Source organism: Amycolatopsis ultiminotia, from assembly GCF_039536925.1.
Classification (GTDB): domain Bacteria; phylum Actinomycetota; class Actinomycetes; order Mycobacteriales; family Pseudonocardiaceae; genus Amycolatopsis; species Amycolatopsis ultiminotia.
In genome coordinates this window covers 41430-67450 of the sequence record NZ_BAAAZN010000032.1, presented here as the reverse complement: position 1 = coordinate 67450, position 26021 = coordinate 41430, and the positions used below count along the sequence as shown (strand labels likewise).

Here is a 26021-nt window from a genome sequence, read left to right as displayed (position 1 = left end):
CACCCCACTCGCATCCGGACCCCGCCGCGACAACGCCACCGTCATCGCCTCCACCACCGACCGCTCCGCGGTCAGATCACGCCCGAAGTCGACCCATCCCGCGATCCCGCACATCCCAAGCCTCCCGCAAGTCAGCTGCTGTTCCGGGATAACCGTCGGGTCCTCGTCTCGAAGGGTGCTCAACGCGGTCTCGGCCGCGGTGGCTTGCGCCGGCTTCGAGGTGCTCTTCAAGCCGAGCCGGTCACCATCGGGGCACCTACCCGCCGTCTCGCGACCCTGGTCCCGCCAGGGTCAACCGGACAGGAGCTGCCATGCGGTCGCACCTTCAGCGGGAAGCCGGCGTCCCGCACTACACCGTCGCCGGCCTCGGCGCAGGCCCGGCCAACCTCAGCTTCGCCGCACTCGCCGAGGACCACTTCCCAGGGCAGATCGCGCTCTTCGAAGCGCGGTCCGGTCCGGCGTGGCACCCGGGGCTGCTCTTCCCCGGCACCCAGCTGCAGACCTCCTGGATCAAGGACCTCGTCTCACTGGCCGATCCCCGGCATCGGGTGTCGTTCCTCAACTACCTCGTGCGGACCGGACGCGTGTACAGCTTCCTGAACGCCCAGTACACCGCCATCCCGCGGCTCGAATACGCGCGTTACCTCGCGTGGGCCGCCGAGGAGCTCGCCGTCGTCCACTATGGACAAGACATCACCGAGGTCGGATACACCGACGACCGGTTCACCCTGCACACCGCGGAGCGCACCATCGCCACCGCGGACCATCTGGTGCTGGGGATGGGCACCCGGGCGCACGTGCCGGAGTGCTTCGGCACCAGCGAGCCCGGTTCGGTGGTACTGGCGGAAAACCTCGAAGCACACCTGAACACCCGCGACGCGCGGCCCTATGAACAGGTGATCGTCGTCGGCGGCGGGCAGACCGGCGCGGAATGCGCGCTGTACCTGCTCGGCCGCGGGTTCCGGGACATCCGCTGGATCGGCCGACGGCACTGGTTCGCCCCGCTCGACGACTCCCCCTCCGCCAACGACTTCTTCCGGCCGAGTTACCTGCGGTTCTTCCAGGGCCTGCCGGGGCAGACCCGGCAGGCGCACACCAGCAGGCAGGTGCTCACCAGCGACGGCGTGTCCATGGAGACGCTGCAGGAGCTGTACCGGCGCAACTACGAGGCGCTGCTGAGCGACGGCCGCACACCGGTGATGATGCTGCCCGGCCGCACCGTGGTGGACGCCAGCCAGCGGCACGGCACCACCACGCTGTGGTGCGAACGCGACGGCGGCGGCCGCGAACGGCACACCGCGCGCCTGGTCGTTCTCGCCACCGGGCGCACCCCGCGGGAACTGCCGGTGTCCGGCGAACTGGCCGAACTGATGGACACCGACGGCAGCGGCGAGCCGGTCGTCGAACCGGACTACTCGCTGCGCTGGAAGCACGATCCGGTCAACCGGATCTTCGTGCAGAACCGGGCCCGGCTCAGCCACGGGCTGGCCGACCCCAATCTCAGCCTGCTCGCGGTGCGCAGTGCGGTGATCGTCAACTCGCTGCTGCAGCGGGAACTCTACGAGATCCGCGACGAGCACGTGTCCACGATCTGGGGCTGAGGATCCCGAACACACATCCGAGAAGTGGGAGACACCATGGATCACCGAGGTATGGCGTTGGGTCCCGGCGCGAGCTGGGGCGGCGAGCTGGGCCGGGTCGTCGGCGCGTTGCCTGCGGACGGCGCGGCGGCGGTCCGCGAATGGCTGTCCGACGGCGAAGGTGAGCTGGACCCGGCACGGTTGATGGCCACCCACTCGGCCGTCGGCGACGACACGCCACGCCCGGACCCGGACGATCCGCAGGCGATCCGGCGGATCGGCGTGATCGGTGGCGGCACGGCCGGCTACCTGACCGCGCTCGCACTGCAGCACAAGCGGCCGTGGCTGGAGGTCTCGCTGGTCGAATCGCCGGGTATCCCGATCATCGGCGTCGGCGAGTCGACGGTGCCGTTCCTGCTCACCTTCCTGCACCACTTCCTCGAGATCGACGCGGACGAGCTGTACCGGCGAGTGCGCCCGACCTGGAAGACCGGGATCAACTTCGAATGGGGTCCGCACCCGGACGGCTTCCGGTGTGCCTTCGACTGGTCGGCGGAGTCGGTCGGGCTGCTCGGCGCAATGGACGCGACCGGCAACATCACCGGGTCCACCCTCGGTTCGGCACTCATCGCGCGGGACCGTGCGGCGGTGTTCGAGGTGGACGGCAAGCCGGTCTCACTGCTGAAGTACCTGCCCTTCGCCTACCACCTGGACAACAAGCCGTTCGTGGAGTTCCTGACCGATCTGGCCAAGCGCCGCGGGGTCAAGCACGTGCCCGCGACGGTGGCCGACGTGGTCACCTCCGGCCCGGAGTGGGTCGACCACCTGGTCACCACCGACGGGCAGCAGCTGGAGTTCGACCTGTTCGTCGACTGCACCGGGTTCCGCTCGCTGCTGCTGGAGAAGGCGCTCGGCACGCCGTTCGTGAGCTTCGGCAGCAGCCTGTTCACCGACCGCGCGGTCACCGGGAACGTCGCACACCACGGGCACATCAAGCCCTACACCGACGTGATCACCATGAACGCCGGGTGGAACTGGGGCATCCCGACCCCGGATTCGGACCACCGTGGTTACGTGTACTCCTCGGACTTCCTCAGCGACGACGAGGCCGCGGCCGAGATGGCCAAGCGCTACCCGGGGATCAGCGAACCGAAGGTGGTCCGCTTCCGCAGCGGCAGGCACGAGAAGGCCTGGCGCGGCAATGTGGTCGGCATCGGGAACGCCTATGCGTTCACCGAACCGCTGGAGTCGAGCGGGCTGGTGATGGCGGCCGACGCGATCTGGTCGCTGCTCGCGACGCTGCCTGCCTCGTGGTCGTCGGCCCCCGGCCGGGACCTGTTCAACTCCGCGCTCAACCAGCGCTGGGACCAGGTCCGCTGGCTGATCACCTCGCACTACAAGTTCAACACCCGGCTCGACACGCCGTTCTGGCGCGCGGTCCGGGCGGACGCGGACGTCTCCGGCTTCCAGCCGATCCTGGACATGTTCGCCGAATGCGCACCGCTTTCCCGGCGCAGCGGAACACTGCAGGCCATGCTCAACCGGGTCAGCCCGACCACCTTCGAGCTCTACGGGATGGACAACATCCTGTTCGGCATGCAGGTCCCGACGAAGCGGCTGGTCCCCGCGGGTGAGCCACTGTCCCGGTGGCGCGCCCGGCGCCAGGCTGCCGACGCACTGGCCGCGGCCGCGATGCCGACCGCGGACGCCATCGCGGCCTACGCCGATCACCCGGAGCTCAACCACGGTCTGCTCAACGACGACGACAGCTGGGCAGGCCACCGGGTCGCACGGATGATGGGCATGCGCTGACCCTGGCAGACGAAGACGGGCGCCGGAGGAATTCCTCCGGCGCCCGTCTTCGGTATCCGGGTCACGAGCGGGACCACTCGGGTCACCCCGGCCCGCCCATCCGGGTCAGTCGCGACCCGGGTGGGCGGCTCCGGACCCGACTGCCACCCGTCCGCTGATCGCAGCCAGCAATCGGGCCCGTTCCGCCGGATCGGCGTTCAGCAGACAGCGCGTTGCCAAGGCGAGGTCGAAGTGCCGCAGTGCCAGCGCACTCTCCGCGCGAGCCAGCTCCGCCGCGGCCAGCTCCTGCCCGGCCGGCGTGGTGGTCTCGCGCCACGCCACCATCGCCGCCCGGTAGCTCTCCGGCGTGAAGTTCGTCGGACTCGGCGCCGGACGGTCCCAGGACAGGAACATCCGGATGTCCTCCGGCGCTTCGGCACGCAGGATCTCGTGCGCCCACACCGCATGGTTCCGGCTGGTCGAGAACTTCGCCCCGGACAACCGGTAGAACTCGTTGACCACCAGCCCGGCAGGCAGGTCCGGTGCGATCCCGGCGGCGGCGTAGATCGCCGGGAACAGCACCGCGTAGTAGAACGCGTTGTCCAGCCCGAGAAAGGTCCACAGGCCGCCAACCGAACGCCACGCCGCGACGTGCGCGGGAAGACCGGCCACGCCGGGGGTCAGCCGCTGTCCCACGGTGTACAGGTAGCCCAGTGCCATCTCGGCCCACACGTCGATCCGGTTTCCCGGCACGAGCGGGCATTCGATGCCCCAGTCGGTCGGGTAGCTGAGTGGGATCACCGGCAGTGGCTTTGCCAGCAGCGCCGAGATCATCGTGCGCACGGTGGCCGGAATCGTCGCCTGGCACCAGAATTCCAGCAGCCAGGGCCGGTACGCCGCAAGGTCGAGTACCGGGCCGGTGTATGTCGCGGTGGTAGTGGCCGGCCTGCCGCAACGGGTGCAGGTCGGCTCGGTCAGCGTGGCGGCACTCGTTCCGCTGCCGCACTTCTCGCAGGTGCCTCCGGCGGAACCGGCGCCGCAGTGGGCGCAGCCACCCGAGACGTAGGCGTGGTGGAGGTGCCCGGAGCAGTCCGCGCAAGCGGGCGAGGTCCACTCCCGGATCGAGACCGCACCGGAATCGACCAGTGCCGCCAGGAATCCGGCCACGGCGCCGCGGTATTCGGAATCGTCCAGCGGCACGGTGAACTCTTCGTGGCAAACGCGCACGCCGGCGAAGACCCCGCGGATCAGATCGGCGTACCGGTCCCGCAGCTGGCGTACCGGCACGCCCTCGTGACGGGCTTGCGCGAGCACGTAGTTCTGGTGGTCGTCGAGGCCGCAGACCGACAGCACGCGTGCACCGCGGTCCCGCAGTACGCGGGCGGCGATGTCCGCGGCGACGTACGGACCGGCCAGGTGCCCCAGGTGGAGCGGGCCGTTCGGGGTCGGTGGCGGCGAGAGGACGACCGTCCACCGTCCACCGTCCACTCCGGATTCTGCTGGGTGCACCGCGACTCCTCTCCTGGCAGGGGGCCACCACGGTGACCGTCGCCGGAATTCCTCGAAGAAACCTCGATGACGGCTTGGCGGCCGGCCGCGCCGATGCCATCATCGGCGCATGAGCACGAACGCCGTCGGCGCCCGGCCGACCCAGTACGCGCAGCGATCCCTTACCGCACAAAGTATCGAGCGCTACCAGGAGTGGACCGTGAAGCGGTACGCGGTGTCCGCGCTCGCCCCCGAACCCGGACCGGAAGTACACGAGTTCGCCCGTGCGGCGGTAGCGCTTTCGCTGCCTTCCGCCGAAGGAACCGCACTGCCGTACGCCTTCAGCGTCGTGCACGAGGACGAGGACGGCTGCTACGTCGTGGTGGGGTGGTGGAGCCCCAACCGGCTGATCCTGCACACCCGCACGTGGCTCGGCGAGTGGCCGCAGCTGTCCGCCCCCACCGAAGCCCCGGCCGATGCCACCGCCTGCATCTGGGAAATGGTGGCAATCGGACACGAACGTGACGCCTGGGTCCGGTACGTGGTACGACCGGCCGAACCGGACCTCGAGGCCTACCTGGGAAGCACGATCAGCGGCCAGTTCTGAAACCACGACCGGCGGCCGGCGCCACAACGACCACCGGCCGCCGGCTCCGGGACGACGGCCGGCAGCCAGGCTCGAATCGACCACCGGCAGCCAGGTCCGGGACCAATGGCCCGCAACCAGATCCGCGCACCGCCGGCGGCCCGGACCCGCTCAGCTTGCTCGGCCGGGCCTGGCCAGTACCGCGGCGCTCTGGAAGCCGCCGAATCCGCTGCCCACGCTCAGCACCACGTCCATCCGGTGTTCGCGCGCGGTCACCGGGACGTAGTCGAGATCGAGGTCGGGGTCGGGCTTTTCCAGGTTCGCCGTCGGCGGGACCACCTGCCGGTCCAGTGCGAGTGCGCACGCGGCCAGTTCGAGTGAGCCGATCGCGCCGAGCGAATGCCCGATCATCGATTTGATCGAGCTGATCGGGATCCGGTACGCGTGCTCGCCGAGGCTGGTCTTGAAGGCGGCAGTCTCGTGCCGGTCGTTCTGCTTGGTGCCCGAACCGTGTGCGTTGACGTACCCGATTTCGGTCGGATCGATCTTCGCCCGGTCGAGCGCGTGCCGGACCGCTTCGGCCATTTCCCTGCCGTCCGGCTTCAGCCCGGTCATGTGGAAGGCGTTGTTGCGGGTCGCGAAACCCAGTAGTTCGGCGTAGATCCGCGCGCCACGGGCCTTCGCCGCTTCCGCCTCTTCCAGCAGCAGCACCGCCGCGCCCTCGGCGAGCACGAAACCGTCGCGGCGCAGGTCGAACGGCCGTGACGCGGACTCCGGCTGGTCGTTGTTCGGCGAAGTCGCTTTGATCGCGTCGAAAGCAGCCAGGCTGATCCGCGAGATCGGAGCGTCCGTGGCGCCGGCGACCACCACGTCGGCGGCGCCGGTCTCGATGAGCGCGGCACCGTGTCCCACCGAGTCCATCCCCGCAGTGCATCCGGTGGAGATCACCGCGGCAGGGCCTTCCGCGGCCACCTCCCATGCGACCTCCACCGCGAGGCTGCTCGGCAGCATGTACTCGTACAGCTGGGGAACGCCGTAGCCGGGGTCCACCAGCCAGTTCCTGCCCTCGTCCGAAACCACCCGGTACTCGGTCTCCAAGCCGATCGTGCACCCGGTCGCACTGCCGATGCTCACGCCGATCCGGTCCGGGCGCACCGTTTCCAGTTCGAGCCCGCTGTCGGCGACCGCCTCCCGCGCACAGACCACCGCGAACTGGGCCGCCCGGTCCATCCGCCGGATCTGCGGTGCGGTCAGCCCCTGTGCCTCGGCGTCGAAATCGACCTCCGCGGCGATCTGTGACCGGAACCCGGCCGGGTCGAACAGGGTGACCCGGCGGGTGGCCGTGCGGCCCGCGGTCAGCATGTCCCAGTAGGCCGCACGGCCGACCGAACCGGGTGCGGCCACCCCGATCCCGGTGATGACCGCCCGCCTGCTCATGCGCCCACCTCGGGCTGCGCTGCCGACGGGGACACCGGTTCCTCGAGGTCCACGTGCCCCAGATCGGGCCGCGGTGCGAGCGGGGAGAGGTGGAACACCAGCCGGGCGGTCTCCTCGCCGTGGTTGTGCATCCGGTGCCGCTTGCCGATCGGCACCATGAGCGAATCACCCGGACCGAGGGCGAAACTCCGGTCCTCCACGACGAGCTCGACCTCGCCGTCGATGACGTGCACGAACTCCTCCGAATACGGGTGGTAGTGCTCGGCGACCCGTTCGCCCCGGCCGAGCCACAGCACGCCGCCGAAGCCGCTCGTGCTGCCGACTGTCTTGGGACTCAACGTGATCCGCACGTCCCCGCCCCGGCGCCGGTTGCCTGCGACCGCACCGACCCGGATCTTCTTGACCTCGTCCGCCGTGGTCACCGCACCCTCCCGTGTTCGCTGGTCCAGCAGTAGAACGGGTTCGCCATGGCGTCCTTCGGCTCGGCCCAGTCCGGGTCGTAGGGCCGCAGGTGCTCGGCGAGCTTCAGATGGATGTCCTGGTACAGCGGATGGCTGCGCGCCTTGTACAGGTTCGGCGTGACATCCTGCTCCGCCTCGACGAGGTGGAAGTAGAGGTCGTGGAATCGGAACAGCGTGCGCCGGGAAACCCCGATCAGGTGCGGTAAGTCGCTCGCGTCCGATTCGCCGAAAATATCCGCGATACGGTCCGGATCCTCGGTGTCCAGCCGGGCGACGATCAGCGTACGTTGCGCGGCATCGGTTTCGGTGGGCTGAGTTCGAGACATGACCCCATGCTCGCGACCTGGCTCGAAGCCAGCTCGAACACCTCTACAAGGACCGATCCGGAGCGGTAATCTCGTCCAGATAGGACACCCCGGTGGAACCGTCGCCGCGCTGCCACTCCTCCCGCAGCCGCAGCCTGCCGTCCGGCAGCCTGCTCGCGGTGGTCACCACGGTCCCGGAGACCAGCCGGTCGCCTGCGAGCAGCTGGACGTACCCTGCGCTCAGCGTGCCTTCCGGGCTCCGGTGCCCGACCAGCCTGCCCACCCGCACCGCACCGCCGGAGAACTCGGCCCAGACCAGATCACCGTCCTGGTGGTAATAGCCGACCGGATAGCTGGAACCGGCGCCGGTCTCCGCCGCGGTGGACCGGAAAACCCTGCGATCGAAGCTCGGCCCGCTCATCGCCGGTCCCCGTAGCTCGTCTGGAAGAAGCCGTCCGGGTCCACGGTGCGTTTGATCGCCCGCAGCCGGTCGAACGTCTCGGTGCCGAACGTGCGGACCGCGCGTGCCGTGGCATCGCCCGACTGATCGGACACGTAGTTGAGGTAGCCCTCGCCCCATCGGCTGTACGGTTCGGTCTCCGCGGAAACCGAACGGGCCCATGCTGTTTGCTGATCGTCCGCTTCGGCGGGTGCCCAGATCGCCATGCCGGTCACGTTGAAGCGGGCCTCGCGGAACGGGACGACGCTCTGCGCGGCAGGCACCCGGCGCACCGCACCGTGAATCGGTTCGATCAGGATGGTGTCGTTGAACGGATCGGTCAGCCGTGCCTCGGCGAAGCGCGCCACGAGGCGGTCCACCAGTTCGTCGGGAAGCCCGTCGACACAGCGGGCACTCCAGTAGTGCCGCAGCCCGAACGGAAGCCGTCCGAGCACGGCCTGCATGGACGGGTAGGTACGGGTGCGCAGCTGCCACTCGAGCACCTCGATCTCGCGCAACTTCTTGTTCAGCCGCTCGATGAACGCCTCGTCCGAACCACAGTAGGCAACGCTCAGCACCGCCGCCGGTTTCTGCGCCACGCCATGGCGTTCGAGCAGCAGCGTGCAGGTCAGCTCGTCCGGCGCGGTGGTCATCAGCTCGCGGAAGAGCCGCACCACCCGGCCGGCCTGTTCGCCGGAGTAGCCGACAAAACCACCGTATACTCGCGAAACCGGGTGCAACTGGAAATCGAACCGCGTGACCACCCCGAAAAGGTGGCCCGCCCCGCGCAACGCCCAGTCCAGCTCGGGCTGTGTTCCCGGCTCGACCACCAGCTCGTCCCCGTTCGCGGTCACCAGCTCGTAGGACCGGACGTTGTCGCACGCCAGTCCGTAGCGGCCCATCAGATGACCGATCCCGCCACCGAGGGTCAGCCCGCCGACGCCGGTGGTGTCGAACGTGCCGCCGGTGGTGGCCAGACCGTGCGCCGCGTTCGCGTCGTCGAAGGTGGCCCAGGTCGCGCCACCGCCGACGAAGGCCCGCTGTTCGTCCGGGCGCACCTCGACGCCGTCGAGCAGGCGCAGGTCGATGACCAGGCCGCCGTCGATCGAACCGGCGCCACCGATGTTGTGCCCGCCGCCGCGCACGGCCGTCGGCAGTTCCGCGTCCCGCGCGTACTTGATCACCGAACGCACTTCGGCGGTGTCACGCGGCAGGCAGATCAACGACGGCCGCTTGTCGTACATCCCGTTGAAGAGCAGCCGGACCCGGTCGTACCACGCGTGTTCCGGTACGACGACCCGGCCCGGACAGACTTTTTCCAGTGTGCGGCGCAAAGCGTCGGTCATGGCGAATCCTCATCGTGGACGGTGCACAGGGAGTGACCCCGTCCCGATGGGCGCATCGGCGGACGACGGGTGGGTGGCAGCACCGGAGCACGCGGCGGCCGCCACCACCGCATGCTCGCGAAACCACCACCCACCACGCCGTCCGCGCCGGGCACCACCCGACGGGCTCCCGAGCAGCGTCGGCGGCCGCCCTCGAATGGCCATCGAACCGCGCGCAGTCCGCGGGATTACCGTCCGCCCGCGGCGTGCACCAGCTCGCCGTTCACCCCGTTGTTGGCTTCCGAGCAGAGGAAGACGATCACCCGCGCGACGTCCTGCGGACTGCTGAGCCGCCCGCTCGGAGTGTTGCGCAGCGATTCCTCGGTGATCTCCGGCGCGACCGCGTCCATGCTCTCGGTGGTGGTCGCCCCCGGCGCGACGACGTTCACCAGCACGCCGCCGCCACCCCACATCAGCCCGCGCGCGAAACCGTGCATCGCGGCCTTCGACGCGCTGTAGATCTCCGAGCCGGGCAGACCGTGGTAAGCGGTCACGGAGGAGAGCAGCACGACCCGGCCCCAGCCGCGCTTGCGCATCCCGCCCACCGCGCGCTGCACGGTGTGCAGGTGGCCGTCGACGTTCGCGCGCAGCTGCGCGGACCACTCGGTGGCGGGCAGATCCTCGAATTTGGCGGTCTCCCGTGGATCGACCCAGGTGAACCACAACGCGTTCGCCACGACGATGTCGATCCCGCCCCAGCGCTCCACCACCGCATCCACCGCCGCGGTGGTGGATTCCGGATCACGCAGTTCGTAGGGCACCGCACAGGCCCGCTCCGGTCCGCCCAGTTCGTCGATGATCTCCGCGGCTCGCTCCACCGCGGTGTTGTAGGTGATCGCCACCTTGGCCCCCTCGGCGGCGAACTCGCGCGCGGTGGCGAGCCCGATTCCCTTGGTCGCCCCGGTGACCAGCACTCGCTTGTCGGCGAGACCCAGATCCATGCTCTTCTCCTCGCTGCGGCGGCACGGGGCCGCGAGTCAGAGTTGCTCGGCGATCTGCTCGTTGCCCCGCGGGGCGAGCAGTCCTTTCGCGAACTGCTTCTTGAGGAACGGCACGGCGTTGACCGTGCGCATACTGGCGCGCATGCCTGCCAGCGCGATCCGGCCGAGCACCGGCTTGTGCATGATGCTGTCGCCGCCCTGCTGCTTCAGTGAGTCCTTGACCGCAGCGAAGCCGTACTCGACCATCTGCGCCTCGTAGTCGTGGATTGCCTCCATCAGCTTCATCTCGCCGTCGCGCACCGCGGTCAGGTTCTTGGCCAGCAGCGCGGCGTCGCGCAGCGCGGTGTTGGCACCGACGCCACGGCCCGGGGTCATGGTGTGGATCGCGTCGCCGATCAGCGTGATGTTCGTCGGCTCCCACAGCGGGATCGGCTTGGAGGTCATGATGTTGATCGGGAAGCAGGTGGACGGGTCGGTGAGCCGGATCAGCTCGCGGTAGTTCGGGTGCCAGTCCTCGGTCATGCCGAGGATCAGGTCCATCAGCTCCTGGCCGCGTACCTTCAGGATGTCCTTCGGGTACTTGTCGGTGGCCGCGGCGAAACCCCAGTTGATGTAGTCCTGGGTGTTGTCGTACAGCATGCCCGGCCAGTTCTCGATGAGCTCCTTCTCGTTGCCACCGATGCCTTCCTTCGCCTTCCCGTCCTTGTTCCACGGGAACTCCATGACGTGGAAGATGTTGAAGAAGCCCTTCGGTGCGAACACCAGGGACAGCCCGTAGAACACCCGCTCGGACAGCAGGTGGCGGGTGCGCTCGTCGATGGCCACCTTGCCCGCCACCGAGATCACCCCGGCCGGCACGAGTTCGGCGTGCGGCAGGTACTGCCTGCGCACCCGGGAACCGGGCCCGTCCGCCGCGACGAGCATGTCCCCGGTCGCCGAGGTACCGTCCTGGAAGTACGCGGTGACCCGGCCGTCGTCGTGCTTTTCGTAGTGTGTGAACCGCTTCCCGAACTCGACGACGTCCTCCAGCCCGGTGAGCAGGACCTGGCGCAGCGTCATCCGGCTGACCGACTTCTCGCTGTCGATCTGGTTGGCGTCCGGGGGCAGGTCGAGAGTGAAGATCTCCTTGTCCTTCTCGGTCAGCATGCTGAAGTAGCGCGGCTGCCGGGCGCAGGTGGCCAGGAAGGTCTCGAACAGCTCCGGCGGCAGGCAGGCCTGCAGCGCGCGGGTGCCGTGCGGGTCGATGCCGACGCGGTAGCCGTACAGGCCGTCCTTGCGCGTGCGGTCCGCCTCGTAGACCGACACGCGGATCCCGGCCCGCTTCAGGCCGTGTGCGAAGCACATGCCCCCGGTACCGGCCCCGATCACGATCACATGTGGAGTTTCCGACATTGAACTGACACTCCTGTCTCAGGCCTCGGTGGATCCGGCGGCGAGCTCGACAGTCATTTCCTGCTGCCGTTTCGCCGCCTGCTCGAGGAAGCCGAGGATCACCCTCAGTTCCCCGTCGTCGTATTCGTCGAACAAACTCGTCAGCTCGCCGACCCAGCTGGTGAGCAGTGCGTCGATCGATCTGGCGCGCTCCGGGTTCACCTCGACCAGTACGCTGCGCCGATCGTCGGACCGCCGGACGCGGCGGACGAATCCCTTGCGCTCCAGCCGATCGACCAGTGCGGTGACACTCGCCCTCGCCAGCCCCGAGTACTCGGCGAGCTTGCCCGGGGTGAGCGGTCCCAGCCGGTCGAGCAACTCCATCGCCTTGTCCTCTGTGGACGTGAGGCCGACGTTTTCCGCGAGCACGGAATGGAACATCACCGTGGCCGTGCTCAGCGCTCGCCCGGCGACCATGAGCTCCTCGATGAGCTCTTTCCGCTCGGGCGTCGCAGGCCGGTCCTTTTCGGTTTCACCTCGCACACGACGACTCTATCAGGTAGTTAGTTCGATCGCACTAACTACTTTTCACACCTCGGCCTTCGAGACGAAACCCCAGGTCAGGCGCGTCGTCCGCCCTGCACGAGCTCACGTCGAGGACTGACCGGAGGCACTCCCGGCGTCTTGATCGGCAGCCCGCGGCACGCCGCGGTGATCGCGAACGAGCATCGATAGGAAGGCCGGGTGGCGTCGCAGGTGCCGATCAGCTGGGCGTCCACAAGGGACTCCAGCAGGGTTTCCGCCTCCAGTTCGGGCAGCCCGAGCGTCTCGGCCACCGATTCCGGTGTCCAGAACGGCCGCGGGGAGGAGACGAACAGGGAGAACACTTCGCGGGCGTCCTGCGGCAGGCACCAGTAGGTGTGCTCGATTCCCGGCCGCAGGTTGAGCGGGTCCCTGGTGGCGTCGGCGGCGCGCGCCCGTCCGATCCAGGCGATCATCCTGGCCAGCGTCCAGCCGGGCCGGGCACGCAGCTTGTCCGCGCAGCTCTCCAGTGCGACCGGCACGCCACCGCACAACTCCACGAGTTCCAGTGCCGCGGCCGGATCCTGGTCCATCCGGTCCCGGCCGGCCGCGTCCCGCAGGTAGCCCATCGCACCCTCGGTGTCCAGCGGGGACAGTTCGAACACCGTCTCGATGGCCCGGCAGCAGAGCTGGAAGCGGGTGCCGACCACCGCGGCGCAGCCGTCGCCGGCAGGCAGCAGATCGGCGAGCTGGCCGGTGCTGACGACGTCGTCGAGCAGGACCAGCACCCGGCGGTCCGCAGTGGCCGCACGGAAGGCGTAGGCCCGCTCCTGTGTGGTGGACGGCAGGTTCGCCACCGGACCGTCGAGCGCGCGCAGGAAACTCCCGAGCACGTCGAAGGAATCGGCCGCCTGCCCACGCTGGTCGGTGAGCCGGGCGTAGAGCTGGCCGTCCGGGTACCACTGGCGGGCCTCGTAGGCGATTTCGGTGGCCAGCGACCCTTTGCCCGCCCCCGGCGGGCCGGTGATGATCATGCTGGCCGGACCGCTCCGGCCGGTGCTGCCGAGTTCGGCCAGCGCCGCGGCCAGTTCCTTCTGGTACAAGTCCGGCCGTCCGCCACGTTGCGGAAGGTGGCACGGTGCACTGCGGCGGGGCGCGGGCACGGCGACCGGCGGGGCGGGCAGCGCGAGCGCCTGATCGGAATTGAGGATCGCAGTGTGCAGCCGGCGCAGTTCCGGTGACGGATCGAGGCCAAGCTGCTTGATCAGGGTGCCGCGGACCTTTTCGTAGATGCCCAGTGCCTCCACCCGCCGGTTCGACCGGTGCAACGCGAGCATGAGCTGCGAGGCCATGTGCTCGTTCGTCGGCGACTGGGCGAGCAGCCCGGTGAGCTCACCGACCAGCCGGGCGTGCCGGCCGAGCTGGAAATCCGCCTCGATCCGCCGTTCCAGTGCGGTTTTGCGCAATTCCTCCAGCCGCAGCCGTTCCGCACTGAGAATCGGGCCCGATTCGACGTCGGCCAGCGCCGGCCCGCGCCACAGCTGCAATGCCCGGCGCAACGTGTCGGCCGCATTCTCCGCCTGCGCCGCCTCGAGTTCCTGGGTACCCATGCGGACGGCTTCCTCGAAACGCGCGACGTCGATTTCGTCGACATTTCCCAGGTTCAGCATGTAGCCACGCCGGGAGGTCCGCAGCACGAACCCGCCGTCGGCACCACCGGTCGCACCGGCACAGGAGTTGATCATCTTGCGCAGCTGGTAGATGTAGGTCTGCAGGGTGGTGGTCACGCTGGTGGGCGGTCCCGATTCCCACAGTTCCTCGATGAACCTCTCGTGCGAGACCACGATGTTGGCACAGGTGGACAACAACGCGAAAACCTGCCGCAGCTTCGGCGCGGTCGGCGTGATGTCCAGATTCTCGTGAGTAATACGTAGCGGCCCCAGGATATCGATCTGCACGGCATCCTCCGTCAGTGAAGACGTATGAGTAGTCTCTCCCCCCAGAAAGACCGGCAAAGTTACATCGCAACACCTCTCACCGGGAAATCGCGGAAAACGGGCGGCGGTACTGTCCCTACGATGGCGCGTGGCAGCGGCACCGGTTCCGGGATTCCCGGACGGTGGCACAGCTTCCGCGCCCAGCTGCCGGGTCTCAGCCTGCCCCGGCGCTGCGCGCGGACCACACCCGAAGCTCGGGATCACCCCGCGGCGGCAGCACGGCGCGCTCGGCTCCGGAGGGCTCGCCCGCAGACCCGGAAACCGGCGCCCGCTGACCGGGTTTCGGTTGCGTTGAAACGCTTTCCGGGCTCGGTTCCGGGGAACGTTCGGCCAGCGGATGCGGCCGTTGCGGGACCGATTCGGGAGCAGGGCGGCCGGCCGGCATGGTCTGGTCCACCAGGTGCGCCGTGGACGCCGTTGCCTCGCCGGGCCGTGGTTCCAGCCTGCCGCTCAGGCTCGCCGCCGCCAGCCCGTGCCGGGTGCGGCAGCCGACCTTGCCGAACAGCCGGGTCAGGTGGTTGCCCACGGTCTTCTCGCTCATCTGCATCTTCACCGCGATCTGCCGGTTCGTGCGGCCGTCGCGGATGAGGTCGATGATGTCCAGCTCCAGCGCGGAGAGCTCGACACCGCGCGAGCGGGCGACGGGCGCCAGCACCCCGTGGGTTTCCATGAGCTGCTTGACCTTCGCCCGCAACCGGCTCGCGGACAGCTCGGTGGCGATCTGGTGGGCTTCGGTCAGCCAGTCCCGCGGGTTCGGCGCGACCCGCGCGACGCCCATGCACGCCCACACCAGGTCCGGCAGATGCCCACGGCTGCGAACCATCCGCTCCGCGGCGCGTACCGCGGACAGTTCACCCTCGACCATGCCGCGCACCAGCAGCAGCGCTTCCCACGACTCACTGCTGCTCTCCCACGCGTGCCGCCGCTTCACCTCCTCGAGGATCTGCCTTGCCCAGCCGTCACGATCTGCCGACATCGCGATCCCGGCCATCCGCACGAGCAGCCGCATCGTGCCCAGCTCGGCCGGTTTGCCCGTCAGCTCCAGGCACACCCGCCAGCCCGCGGACAACGCACCCTCGACATCGCCCGCCTCCTGACGGAGGCCGCATTCCACCCAGGCACACAGTGCGGGGAACCGGGTCCTCGACGCCAGGCCGAGCCACCCGATGGCCCTACCGCGTTTTCCGCACCAGAGCGCCATTTCCGCGGCGAGCAGACTGGCGAAGTCGCGTTCCGGACAATCCCCTGCCGAGGCCGCTTCGAGTTCCCTCGCCGCGCTGAGCGCCGCGGGCCAGCTGGCCCGCACGAAGCCGTCGGTCAACCGGTGGTACGCGGCCAGCGGCCCGGACTCCGGAATGCGGTACCAGGCACCGAACATCCAGCTGAACACCGTGACCAGATCCCGCATCGCACCGGAGGAGGCCAGCCTGCCCGGCGTCACCGGCCGCGCCGCCGCCGACCGCCGCGGCCACCGGTCGCTCAGGCCACGGAACGCGGCGCGGGCCTCCGCCGGGGACACCGCCACGCCCTCGAACCACCGATCGGCGAACCGGAACACCACGGTGTCGCCCAGCGCGGCACGCACTGTCTGCGGGACCGGGCGGCCGAGATGCACCGCGGCGAACACTGCGGCGCACGCGAGTTCCCGGCGTTCCGCCTCGTCTTCCGGCACAGCCCCGGTGTCCGCCAGCTCGGTGATCAGCTCGTCGAGGCGCCGGTAGGAGCCTGCGTAGCACAGCAACCGCACCAGTTCGCGAACCTCGCCGCCGGCACCGTGCCACCGGGCGGCGAACAGCCGCTCCGCCGCCCGGCCCGGCTCGACCGGTGCGGCGCGGTCCGCCTCCGCCCGTAGCAGGACGGCCGCGTCCGGCCGGGGAGCCAGTGTCCGGCCCGCGGCCACCACGTGGTCGGCCACCACGGCCGGACCGGCCACCGCGTGTGCACCGTCGGAAAGCAGGTGCTCGGCCACCGCGCGGTGCAGCTTCGCGACGGCGTCCGCGCCGAGCCGTTCGCGCACCGCGACGCCGAGTGCCGGACACGGGCAGCCGAGCCTGCCCCGGGCGTCGCTTTCGAGTGCGCCGGTGCGCACCAGCCGGTCGAGCGCCAGTCCGCAATCGACTGCGGACCGGCCGGTGGCGACAGCGAGCACCGGGATCTCGTCCACCGCGAAGCCGGGTTCGCTCGTGGCCAGCGCGACCAGATCGGCGCCGACCGCGTCCACCTCCGCCAGCAACGGATCACTCGGAGCCAGCCGCACCGGATCGGCCGGATCGCGCAGGCACAGTTCGCCCTGCACCACCGCAAGCCGGCCACTGCGGCGAAGGTGGGTGCAGGTTGCGTCCAGTGCACCCGGGTTTCCATACCGCGAACCGAGACCCCGGCGGAGCGCGGCGTGCAACGTCCCGTCGACCCCGGTGTTGGCCAGGTGCCGCAGCAGAACCGAGACCTCGTCCGCCGACAACGGCTCCAGGAGGATCGACCGATCGGCCAGACTGCACAGATGAGCGATTTCGTCGGGCTCCCCTTGGTCACCGGTGCAGGTCGCCACCACGCGATGGCCCGCACGGTGCGCGGCGGCGAGCGCCATCACCACCTTGGGGACCGAATCGACGTCGTCGGCGAGCACCACCGCGGGACCGTTCACCGCGATCCGCGCGAACATCCTGCTGAGCTCGGTGAGGAGGTTGTACTGGCCGGACGGGCTGGCGTAACTCTCCGCCGTGCACAGCCGGTGCACCGCGGTGATCGACTCGGCGAGCCGGGGATCCGCACCGAGACCCTCGAACTGTTCTCGGATGGCGTGCAGGATCGCGCGGGCACCGAAGAGGTCCCACTCCGCAGGCTTCACGTCGCGGAACGGGAGGTCCAGCACGGTGATGCCGTCGGCGCGCAGGTTCCGGCCGAGCTGACCGAGCACCACCGATCGGCCGCTTCCGCGGGGACCGCGGACCGCGACCAAGATCTGCGGCCCCCGGCAGAGCGTGTCCAGGGTGTCGAGTTCGACCTGCCTGCCGACCAGCTCCGGATGCCTGCGCGTCATCTCGGCTCCCTTCTGCTGCCAGTGCCCGCTCGGGAGAGCGGACGGCCGATCGGGTTCGCACGGGGTGCACGGGCGAGCGGGTGGGTATCCGTCACCGGTTCGTACAGCCGACTCCAGTCGTAGCGGATCGTCCGGCCCGGAACTACTGCCGCGGTGCCCTGACCACGACACTGGGAAAGTTCCCTCATGGACCGATCATCCGCGGGCAGCTTTTTGCCCGAGCACACCAGGCCTTTTGCCCGAGTACACTTGAGCGGCAATTCTGCCCGGTAGAGTGAAGCCCTCCCCTGCCCCTGCCACGATGAAGTTTGTCCCTCGGAGCCGGTCGGCCCCGAGAACGATCTCCCCGTGGAGACACTCGTGACCGTGGACGCGATAACCGAGTTCGCCACTTGTCCGGACCTGCCCCCACTGCTGGTCGTCACCGGTCCCGCAGGCGTGGGCCGCACGACGCTGCTCGCCGATCTCCGCGTCGCGCTCGGCCACCGCGACGTCCGTACCTACTGCAGCCAGTTCACCCCGGCAATGGCCGGGGTACCGGCGAATCTCGCGCTACGGCCGGATGATCCGGCCGGTCGCGACCACGAGGCGGGGCCGGTGCCGCGGCCCGACTTCCCGATGCTCCCGTGGGCACCGGTCGGGCCGGTACCGCATGCCGCGTCCGATCCCGGCGCGGCCCGGCTCGCGGCCGCGGCCGCCGCGGCTCCGTTGCTGCTCACCGGGGATGCGGTGGTGCTGCTGGACGACGTGCAGTGGATCGACCGCGACACGCTCGCCGTGCTGGAGGCGCTGATCCGGCGGATCGCCGGAACCACGGTCAAATGCGTCTGCGCCGTGCGCACACCCGCCTCGGGAGTCGTGCGCACGGCAGGACTCGCGGTGTTGCGCCGGCTGCGCAGGGAGGGGCTGGTGCATGAATTGCGGATGAATCCGTTGCGTCCCGCGGAAATCACGAAAACGATTCGTGAATTGACCAAGGCCGCGCCCGAAGAACGGTTGGTGCGGCAGCTGACATCGCTCACCCGGGGGCTGCCGGCCGCACTGCACGGCAGTGTCGCGGTAATGCAGGAGCTGGGCGCCGTGCAGGTGGTGAACCGGCAGGCGTTCCTCGTGCCCGGTTCGCCGCTGCCGCGACTTCCGCCCACCCATCAGATGCTGCGCATGATTCACCAGCTCGGCCCGGAGACCTGGCGGGTCGCCAAGGCACTGGCGGTGCTGCACCCGCTCGGCGAGCAAGCCGTGCCGCTGATCGGCGAAGCGCTGGACGTGACACCCGCCCGGGTCCGCGAGAAACTGGAAAACCTGGTGCGCGAAGGCATCGTGCACCACAGCGTGGGAAAGGGCAGCTGGCGCTTCGTGGTTCCGGTCGTCGCGTCGACACTGGTCGCGCACCTCGGCCCCTACGAACGACGGGCGCTGGCCGCGAAGGCGGTGACCGCTTTGTGGTCCGGCACTGCGCAGTGTCCGGATCCGGACTACCTGACCGATCAACTCGCCACCGCGGGCAGGCTGACCGATCCGGCGCGGGCCTGCGCCACACTGCTCGACCGGGCGGCGGCGAGGAGCCCGGACACCCCGGAAATCGCGCACCGGATGGCCTGGTGGCTGCACGCGGGCAGCGAACTGGCCGGGGACCGCACCCAGCAGGCACTCATGCGGCTGCAGTGCGCCTGGGTCTGCACGACGCACGGCGATTACCGGCAGAGCCTCGAAGCACTTCGTCCGCTGCTGCGCGATCTGCGTGAACTGCAGGATGAGTTCACCGAGGAAACCCAGGTCGAAGTGCAGCTGATGGCGGTGTGGACGCTGTACGGCACCGGCCGGGTCGACGAGGTCGAAGAGATCGCCGCCGGACGACTGTCCTGGTCGGAATCCCCCACCCCGCGCGTGCTCGCCAGAGTCGCCTCACTGGTCGTGCTCGACTGCTGGCCCGAGGTCGCCCAGCTGCTCGCCGAGACGAGGCAGCTCTGGCAGGACAACGAACTGGCCCGGTTTTTCGGCTCGATGTTCGAGGTACTGGCCGCGCTGTGGACCGGGCATCCGCAGCCGTTCCAGGCCACCCTCGCGGCTCGCGATCGCTGGTCGTTGCGCGAGGTCGAACGGCTCCGGGTGCGGCAGACGATCATCAGCCTGAGCACCCTGCTCACACTCGGCGACCTCCGCCAGGCCGAACGGCTGCTCGCCGCCGAGCACCTCGACCCGGCCCGGCTGCCGCTGTCGGACCAGGCGCTGCTGGCCCGGATGCGGGGGGACGCCGACACCGCGGTCGATCTGGCCCTGCGCCACCACGTGATGGCAGGTGCCCATGGCTGGAACTCCAACCGGGCACCCATGCACCTGGCGGCCGCCGAAGTGCTGGTGTCCCGCGGCAGGCTGACCGCCGCACGAGAGCTGCTGGCCGCCGCGTGGTCACCGCGGCCGATGCTCGCGCACCTGATCACCTGCGGCGAGGCACATGTCCTCGAAGCACTCGGGGATCGCGCGGAGGCCACCACCCGGCTCGTCCTCGGCCACACGATGTCCTCCGACGGCGGGGTGGTCGCGGCGACCGAGCTGGTCACCTTCCGGCTGGCCGAACAGGCGGTGGACCGCGGTGACCTGCCGACCGCGCTGACCTACCTCACCGAACTGGAAAACATCGCGCACACCATGCAAACCGAGCGCGCGCGGCTCTACGCCCTGTTGCTGCGCGCAGCGATCAAACAGGACACTTCGGTCGGCGAAGAATGCATTGCACTCGCTCGCGAGCGGGGCCAGTCGTTCGAGGTGGCGTGGGTCATCGCCCGGCTCGTGCGCAGCCGTGCGGCCGGCCCGGAGCTGCTCCCGGAGGCCTACCAGATCCTCGGTGACAACGGCGCGCTGCTGTACCGCGCGCGGATGCGGTACCTGATGCGCCGGCACAGCATCGCGGTGCCAGGGCGGCAGGTGGCGGTGGCCGAGAACGAACGCCTGCTGGCCGTGCTGGTGTCCGAGGGCCTCGGCAACAAGCAGCTCGCGCGGGTGCTGCGAACCAGCGACAAGAGCGTGGAGGGGCGGCTGAGCAGGCTGTTCGCCCGGACCGGCCTGCGGTCCCGGATCGAACTGTCGGCGGCACTGATGAGCGGCGAATACCCCGAGTGAGCTCTGTCACCCCGGCGAGTTGCCAGTGCAGGATGGCTCCGGTGCGGGAATCTGGTCCCGGCACTGTCGGCCACGTCGGAGGAGAACGGGGATGCAGCAGCGCACCAGGAGGTCGTTCCTGTCGTTGGCGGGGACGGCCGCAGCCGGCGCGATGGCAGCCGCATGCGGATCGAACACCGGACGGCCCGGCGATCCGCCGCCGTCCACCGCGGCGTCCGCGGGAGCGCCGCCCCCGTCGTCCGCGGCCAAGGTCACGCTGCAGCAGTGGTACCACGCCTACGGCGAGGACGGCGTGCAGGACGCGGTGAAGGAGTACGCGGCCTCTTACCCGAATGCCGAGGTCAGGGTCCAGTGGAACCCGGGGGACTACGATTCGAAGATCGTCACCGCACTGCAGAACAGCGCCGTGCCGGACGTGTTCGAGGGACAGGTCAAGATCGACTGGGTGCGCCAGGGCCAGGTGGTGGCGCTGGACGATCTCGTCGCGCCGGTGAAGAACGATTTCAGTCCGGCGGTGCTCGCCGCGCAGACCGTGGAGGGCAAGGTCTACGGCATCCCGCAGTCCACCGACACGCAGGTGCTCTGCTACCGCAAGAGCCTGCTGCAGGCCGCCGGGGTGCAGCCGCCGCAGACCGTGGACGAGCTGGTCGACGCCGCGGGCAAGCTGACCAAGGACGGCGTGAAGGGCCTGTTCGCCGGCAACGACGGCGGGGTCGGCACGTTGACCGGTCCGCTGATGTGGTCGGCCGGACTGGACTACCTCGGCAACGGCAACCGGGAGGTCGGCTTCGACGATCCGCGCGCGGCCACCGCGTTCGGCAAGCTGCACACGTTGAACACCAACGGTTCCCTGCTGCTCGGCGCTCCGGCGGACTGGTCGGACCCGAGCGCGTTCATCGACGGGCTCTGCGCGATGCAGTGGACCGGGCTGTGGAACCTCCCGAAGATCAGGGACGCGCTCAACGACGATTTCGCCGTGCTGCCGTTCCCCAAGCTGGACGACAGCGGCGCGGCTTCGGTTCCGGTCGGCGCGTACGGTGCGATGGTCAACGCGAAGAGCGCCCACGTGAACGAGGCGAAGGCGTTCGTGAAATGGCTCTGGGTCGACCAGACCAAGGACCAGCTGGAGTTCGCCACCCGCTACGGATTCCACGTGCCGGCACGGCAGAGCCTGATCGACAAGGCGGACGCGCTGCGGTCCGGCCCTGCCGCGGACGTGGTGCGGTACCTGAAGGACAACAGCCGGCTGATCGGCGGTCCGATGTGGACACAGGCGTCGAACACCGCGTTGTCCGACGCGGTGTCCAAGATCGCGAAGGAGGGTGCGGATCCGGCAGCGCAGACGAAAGCCGCGGTCGCCGTCGCGAAGTCCGAGCTGAAGCGCCTGTTCGGATGAAGCTGTCCCGGAAAACCCGGGACACACTGGTGTTCTGGGGGTTCGTCGGCCCGTTCCTGATCGGGCTGGCGGTGTTCGGTTACCTGCCGATCGGGTGGAGCCTGTACCTGTCGTTCTTCGACGCGCGCAATACGGTGACCCCGAGTGTCTTCGTCGGACTGGACAACTACGCGCAGATGCTGAGCGACGGGCCGTTCCTGGCGAGCCTCGGCACGTTCAGCGTGTTCGCGGTGTTCATCGTGCCGCTGACCTTCGTGCTGTCGCTGGCGCTGGCGCTGGGCGTGCATCAGCTCAAGTTCGCGCGGGCGTTCTTCCGGTCGGTGTTCTTCCTGCCGTTCGCCTGTTCCTACGTGGTCGCGTCGCTGATCTGGAAGACGTCGCTGTTCTCCGGAGTCCGATATGGACTCGCCAACACGGTGCTCGGGATCTTCGGCGTGGATCCGGTCGCCTGGACCGGCACGGTACACCCGCCGCTGTACTGGGTCGTACTGGTGACCGCCCGGCTCTGGTTGCAGCTCGGCTTCTACCTGATCCTCTTCCTCGCTGCCCTGCAACGGATTCCGCGGCACCTGTACGAGGCGGCCTGGCTCGACGGTGCGAAACCGGGCTGGCAGGTCTTCCGGCACATCACGCTGCCGCAGCTGCGCGCGACGTCGGTGGCCGTGCTGTTGCTGAATCTGATCAACGCCTACCAGGCGTTCGACGAGTTCTACAACACACTCGGGGATGCCCGTGGCTATCCGCCCTTCGGCCGTCCGCCGCTGGTCTACCTCTACTACACCTCGCTCGGCTCCGGCGGTCAGGACCTCGGCCGCGGCAGCGCGGGTGCGATGATCCTCGCCGTGCTGATCGCCGTGGTGACCTTGGTGCAGGGCAGGCTCTTCCGGTTCGATCGGAGTGCGACGTGATCCGCGCGGCGCTGCGGTGGAGCGCACTGTCGGTGGCCGCGGTGCTGTTCCTGGTTCCGTTCTACCTGTTGCTGCGCAACGGTCTTTCCTCGCGTGCGGAGATCACCGCGCCCGGCTGGAGGTTCTGGCCGGAGAAGGTGCACTGGGAGAACTTCGGCAGGCTGTTCGGACAGCAGGACGTGCCGTTCGCGCGCAGCCTGCTGAACTCGGCGATCGTCGCGGTGCTGCAGACGGTCGGGCTGCTGGTGATCTGCTCACTGGCCGGGTACGGGCTTGCCCGGGTGCCCTACCGCTACTCGAAACCGGTGTTCTACGCGGTGCTCGCGACGCTGATGATCCCGGCCTCGGTGACCTTCGTGCCGAGTTTCGTCGTGGTGTCGACGCTGGGCTGGCTCTCCGATTTCCGCGGGCTGGTGATCCCCGGTCTGTTCAGTGCCTTCAGCGTGTTCCTGTTCCGGCAGTACTTCCTGGACTTCCCGAAGGAGCTGGAGGACGCGGGCCTTGTCGACGGGCTGACCCGCTGGGGTGTGTTCCGCCGGATCGTGGTGCCCAATTCGCGGGGCTTCTTCGCCGCGATCGCGGTGATCACCGTGATCGGCAGCTGGAACGCGTTCCTGTGGCCGCTGATCATCGCGCAGGACCCGGACTCGTGGACCGTGCAGGTCGCGCTTTCCGGTCTGCTGACCGCGCAGAACCCGCAGCTCGATCTGCTCTTCCTCGCCGCCGCGGTGACCATCGCGCCGATCGTGTTGCTGTTCGCCTTCCTGCAGCGCTATCTGGTCCAGGGCGTGACGGAGTCCGGGCTGAAGGGCTGAATACCGGCCGGGGTCACCGAATCCGGTCCGAAAAGCGCAAACCGCGTAACCGGAACTTCCCGGCGTGCGACTATCCGGAGTCGACCCAGATCAGGAGCGCCAGATGACCGACCCGTACCAGCAGCAGCCCTATTCCGACCCGCACCGGCAGCCCTACGCCGCCCCGGGTCAGCCACCGGTGCCCTACGCCGGCCAGGGGCCCTACCCCACGCCGTACGGACCGCCGGCGCCCTACGGGATGCCGTACGGGCCGCCGGCGCGCACGAGCGGGATGGCGATCGCGGGCATGGTCGTCGGGATCGTCGCGGTACTCGGCTTCTGGATCCCGTTCTTCGACATCGTCGCGGCGCTGACCGCGATCGGGCTGTCCTGGGCAGGCATGGTGCAGTCCGGCAAACCCGGCTGGACCGGACAGGGCATGGCCATCGCGGGCCTGATCTGCGGCATCCTCGCGGCCATCCCCGCGGTGATCTTCCTCGTGCTGTTCTTCGGTTCACTCGCGGCCGCGGGCACGTCCTGCGCGTTCTACTGCTGACCCGTGACCGGGCCGCGGGAGCCGGTACCCCACTTTCGGCGGTGACCGAACCCGTCTCGCTGTGACACAGTCTTCTCCGTTGTCACCAAACATGAGACTGATTCGCGTTTTCCGACGGAGTGCCAGGGAGCGAAGATGGGCGGACTGACCAGGCGAACGTTCACCACGGCGGGGGCAGCGAGCGCCGGGCTGCTGCTGTGCACACCGACCGCGAACGCACTGGACCGCGCACTGCGGCGGACCGCGCGCCGGGCCGTGCGCACCGCGGGCACCACGCTGGAGCAGGTCGCCACGGGCGGCGGCACCAGCACGTACTCGCGGCTCACCGGCGGGCCCGGCTGGCCGCTCGTGGTGCGCGCGGATCTGGTCGCGCCGCAGTCCGGCCGGGACGACCGCCGTACCGCGCTCGGTTCGTTCGTGCAGTTCACCGACCTGCACATCACCGACGCCGAATCGCCGGCGCGGTTCGAGTACCTGCATCCGTTCATCGGCTCCGCGCACCGGCCACAGGAGGCGCTGGGCACGGTGGCGACCAGCGCACTGGTCCGCCGGGTCGCCGGACTGCGCGCCGGCCCGTTCACCGGCCGTCCGTTCGACTTCGTGGTGACCACCGGGGACAACGCCGACAACCACGAGCTGATCGAGCTCGACTGGTTCCTGACCACGATGAACGGCGGCGAGCTGACCCCGAACTCCGGCGACCCGGCGCGCTACGAGGGCGTGCAGGACTCCGGCAACGCCGAGTTCTGGAACCCCGCGACCGAACTCGACGACGGCTATTCGAAGAAGGGCTTCCCGCAGATACCCGGTCTGCTCGAGGCCGCCATCGCGCCGTTCACCGCACCCGGGCTCGACCTGCCGTGGTACTGCACGTTCGGCAACCACGAAGACAGCGTGGCCGGCACCCTGCCGGAAGGCATCCCCGGCATCGAGGGCTGGTACACCGGCAAGTACAAGGTGATCGGCAAGGACGAGAGCACCAAGGCGAAGCTCGGGGCGGCCATCAACCGCGGCGCGACCGTGCCGCTCGGTGAGCTGTTCGGCGGCAGCGGCACCATCCGCGAGGTCACCCCGGACGAGCGGCGGCATCCGTTCAGCACCGCGCAGTTCGTGCAGGCCCACCTCGACCCCGCGAACGACGGCCCCGGCCCGCACGGGCACGGCTTCACCGACGCCAACGCCGACGGCCGCGACGTCTACTACACCTTCCGCGTCGCACCCGGCGTGACCGGCATCAGCCTCGACACCACCACGCAGGGCGGGTTCTCCGACGGGTCGATCGGCCTCGGTCAGTACACCTGGCTGGAGACCACGCTCAAGCGCGGGAGTTCCACTTACTACGACTTCTTCGGCCGCGCGGTCAGCCACTCGGTGACCGACGAGCTGTTCATCCTGTTCAGCCACCACACCAGCGACACCATGGGCAACCTGCTGCCGGACGCGCGGCACCTGCTGGAACCGCGGCTGAACGGCGACTCGTTCGTCGCGCTGCTCGGCCGGTTCCCGAACGTGCTGGCCTGGGTCAACGGGCACACCCACCTGAACAAGATCACCCCGCACGTCGGCGTGACGCCCGCGCAGAGCTTCTGGGAGATCAACACCGCCAGTCACGTCGACTTCCCGCAGCACGCCAGGGTGCTCGAACTCGCCGACAACCAGGACGGCACGCTGTCGCTGTTCACCACGCTCATCGAGGCCGAGGCGCCGTACGCCGCCGACTACGCCACCCGAACCCCGGAAGGACTCGCCTCGCTGTACCGGGAGCTGTCCTACAACGACATCCACGTGGACCTCGGCCGCGTCGGGACCGCGAACGACCACAACACCGAACTGCTGCTGACCAACCCGCTCGGCTGATTACCTGGCAGGTCATCGACGCCATGCACCCGGCCGCGGTTGACTGG

At 69.2% G+C, this 26021-nt stretch carries 20 protein-coding genes; 9 read left to right on the top strand and 11 right to left on the bottom strand.

Features of this window, described 5'->3' with window-relative positions:
- The first annotated feature begins 311 nt into the window (after positions 1–311).
- Positions 312–1601, top strand: coding sequence for a lysine N(6)-hydroxylase/L-ornithine N(5)-oxygenase family protein (locus tag ABD793_RS41110; protein ID WP_344869156.1), 1290 nt, complete (start codon positions 312–314; stop codon positions 1599–1601).
- A 36-nt stretch (positions 1602–1637) separates the two neighbouring features.
- The gene (locus ABD793_RS41105; RefSeq protein WP_344869154.1) at positions 1638–3392 is read left to right on the top strand and encodes a tryptophan halogenase family protein; all 1755 of its coding nucleotides are present in this window, start codon (positions 1638–1640) and stop codon (positions 3390–3392) included.
- Positions 3393–3497: 105 nt separating this feature from the next.
- Here ABD793_RS41105 and ABD793_RS41100 read toward each other — a convergent pair whose 3' ends face one another.
- Positions 3498–4880 (bottom strand): class I tRNA ligase family protein, encoded by a 1383-nt coding sequence (locus tag ABD793_RS41100; RefSeq protein WP_344869153.1) that lies wholly within the window; start codon positions 4878–4880, stop codon positions 3498–3500.
- Positions 4881–4989: 109 nt separating this feature from the next.
- Between ABD793_RS41100 and ABD793_RS41095 the strand changes: the two genes are divergently transcribed.
- Complete coding sequence (locus ABD793_RS41095; protein WP_344869151.1) at positions 4990–5466, top strand: hypothetical protein; 477 nt, start codon at positions 4990–4992, stop codon at positions 5464–5466.
- A 150-nt stretch (positions 5467–5616) separates the two neighbouring features.
- On the opposite strand, the gene ABD793_RS41090 is transcribed toward ABD793_RS41095, so the two are convergent.
- From ABD793_RS41090 to ABD793_RS41045, 10 genes are all read right to left on the bottom strand, one after another.
- Positions 5617–6882: a beta-ketoacyl-[acyl-carrier-protein] synthase family protein gene (locus tag ABD793_RS41090; protein WP_344869149.1), complete on the bottom strand. Its 1266-nt coding sequence runs from the start codon at positions 6880–6882 to the stop codon at positions 5617–5619.
- Positions 6879–7304, bottom strand: coding sequence for a cupin domain-containing protein (locus tag ABD793_RS41085; protein ID WP_344869147.1), 426 nt, complete (start codon positions 7302–7304; stop codon positions 6879–6881). The genes ABD793_RS41090 and ABD793_RS41085 overlap by 4 nt, the downstream gene beginning before the upstream one ends.
- Positions 7301–7669, bottom strand: coding sequence for a TcmI family type II polyketide cyclase (locus ABD793_RS41080; RefSeq protein WP_344869145.1), 369 nt, complete (start codon positions 7667–7669; stop codon positions 7301–7303). The genes ABD793_RS41085 and ABD793_RS41080 overlap by 4 nt, the downstream gene beginning before the upstream one ends.
- A 43-nt stretch (positions 7670–7712) precedes the next feature.
- Positions 7713–8069 (bottom strand): avidin-fold protein, encoded by a 357-nt coding sequence (locus tag ABD793_RS41075; protein ID WP_344869144.1) that lies wholly within the window; start codon positions 8067–8069, stop codon positions 7713–7715.
- Positions 8066–9433 carry an FAD-binding oxidoreductase gene (locus ABD793_RS41070; protein ID WP_344869143.1) on the bottom strand — a complete coding sequence of 456 codons (1368 nt, stop codon included), beginning with the start codon at positions 9431–9433 and terminating at the stop codon, positions 8066–8068. The genes ABD793_RS41075 and ABD793_RS41070 overlap by 4 nt, the downstream gene beginning before the upstream one ends.
- A 227-nt stretch (positions 9434–9660) precedes the next feature.
- Positions 9661–10413, bottom strand: a complete 753-nt coding sequence (locus ABD793_RS41065) for an SDR family NAD(P)-dependent oxidoreductase (protein ID WP_344869142.1) — start codon at positions 10411–10413, stop codon at positions 9661–9663.
- 36 nt (positions 10414–10449) lie between these two features.
- On the bottom strand, positions 10450–11805 hold the full coding sequence (locus tag ABD793_RS41060) for an FAD-dependent oxidoreductase (protein WP_344869141.1): 1356 nt from the start codon (positions 11803–11805) through the stop codon (positions 10450–10452).
- An 18-nt stretch (positions 11806–11823) separates the two neighbouring features.
- Entirely contained in the window at positions 11824–12327 is a 504-nt protein-coding gene (locus ABD793_RS41055) for a MarR family winged helix-turn-helix transcriptional regulator (protein ID WP_344869140.1), read from the bottom strand.
- A 77-nt stretch (positions 12328–12404) separates the two neighbouring features.
- A complete protein-coding gene (locus tag ABD793_RS41050; protein WP_344869138.1) occupies positions 12405–14264 on the bottom strand; it encodes an AfsR/SARP family transcriptional regulator in 1860 nt (619 codons plus the stop codon).
- 193 nt (positions 14265–14457) lie between these two features.
- The gene (locus ABD793_RS41045) at positions 14458–17343 is read right to left on the bottom strand and encodes a helix-turn-helix transcriptional regulator (protein WP_344869137.1); all 2886 of its coding nucleotides are present in this window, start codon (positions 17341–17343) and stop codon (positions 14458–14460) included.
- A gap of 348 nt (positions 17344–17691) precedes the next feature.
- On the opposite strand from ABD793_RS41045, the gene ABD793_RS41040 reads away from it, so the two are divergent.
- From ABD793_RS41040 to ABD793_RS41015, 6 genes are all read left to right on the top strand, one after another.
- Positions 17692–20463, top strand: coding sequence for an AAA family ATPase (locus tag ABD793_RS41040; RefSeq protein WP_344869136.1), 2772 nt, complete (start codon positions 17692–17694; stop codon positions 20461–20463).
- Positions 20464–20554: 91 nt separating this feature from the next.
- A complete protein-coding gene (locus ABD793_RS41035; RefSeq protein ID WP_344869135.1) occupies positions 20555–21859 on the top strand; it encodes an ABC transporter substrate-binding protein in 1305 nt (434 codons plus the stop codon).
- Positions 21856–22767, top strand: a complete 912-nt coding sequence (locus tag ABD793_RS41030; protein WP_344869134.1) for a carbohydrate ABC transporter permease — start codon at positions 21856–21858, stop codon at positions 22765–22767. Before ABD793_RS41035 ends, ABD793_RS41030 begins: the two co-directional genes overlap by 4 nt.
- Entirely contained in the window at positions 22764–23582 is an 819-nt protein-coding gene (locus ABD793_RS41025; RefSeq protein ID WP_344869133.1) for a carbohydrate ABC transporter permease, read from the top strand. The genes ABD793_RS41030 and ABD793_RS41025 overlap by 4 nt, the downstream gene beginning before the upstream one ends.
- Before the next feature lie 103 nt (positions 23583–23685).
- On the top strand, positions 23686–24117 hold the full coding sequence (locus ABD793_RS41020; RefSeq protein ID WP_344869132.1) for a DUF4190 domain-containing protein: 432 nt from the start codon (positions 23686–23688) through the stop codon (positions 24115–24117).
- Positions 24118–24252: 135 nt separating this feature from the next.
- On the top strand, positions 24253–25974 hold the full coding sequence (locus tag ABD793_RS41015; RefSeq protein WP_344869131.1) for a TIGR03767 family metallophosphoesterase: 1722 nt from the start codon (positions 24253–24255) through the stop codon (positions 25972–25974).
- Positions 25975–26021: the final 47 nt, after the last annotated feature.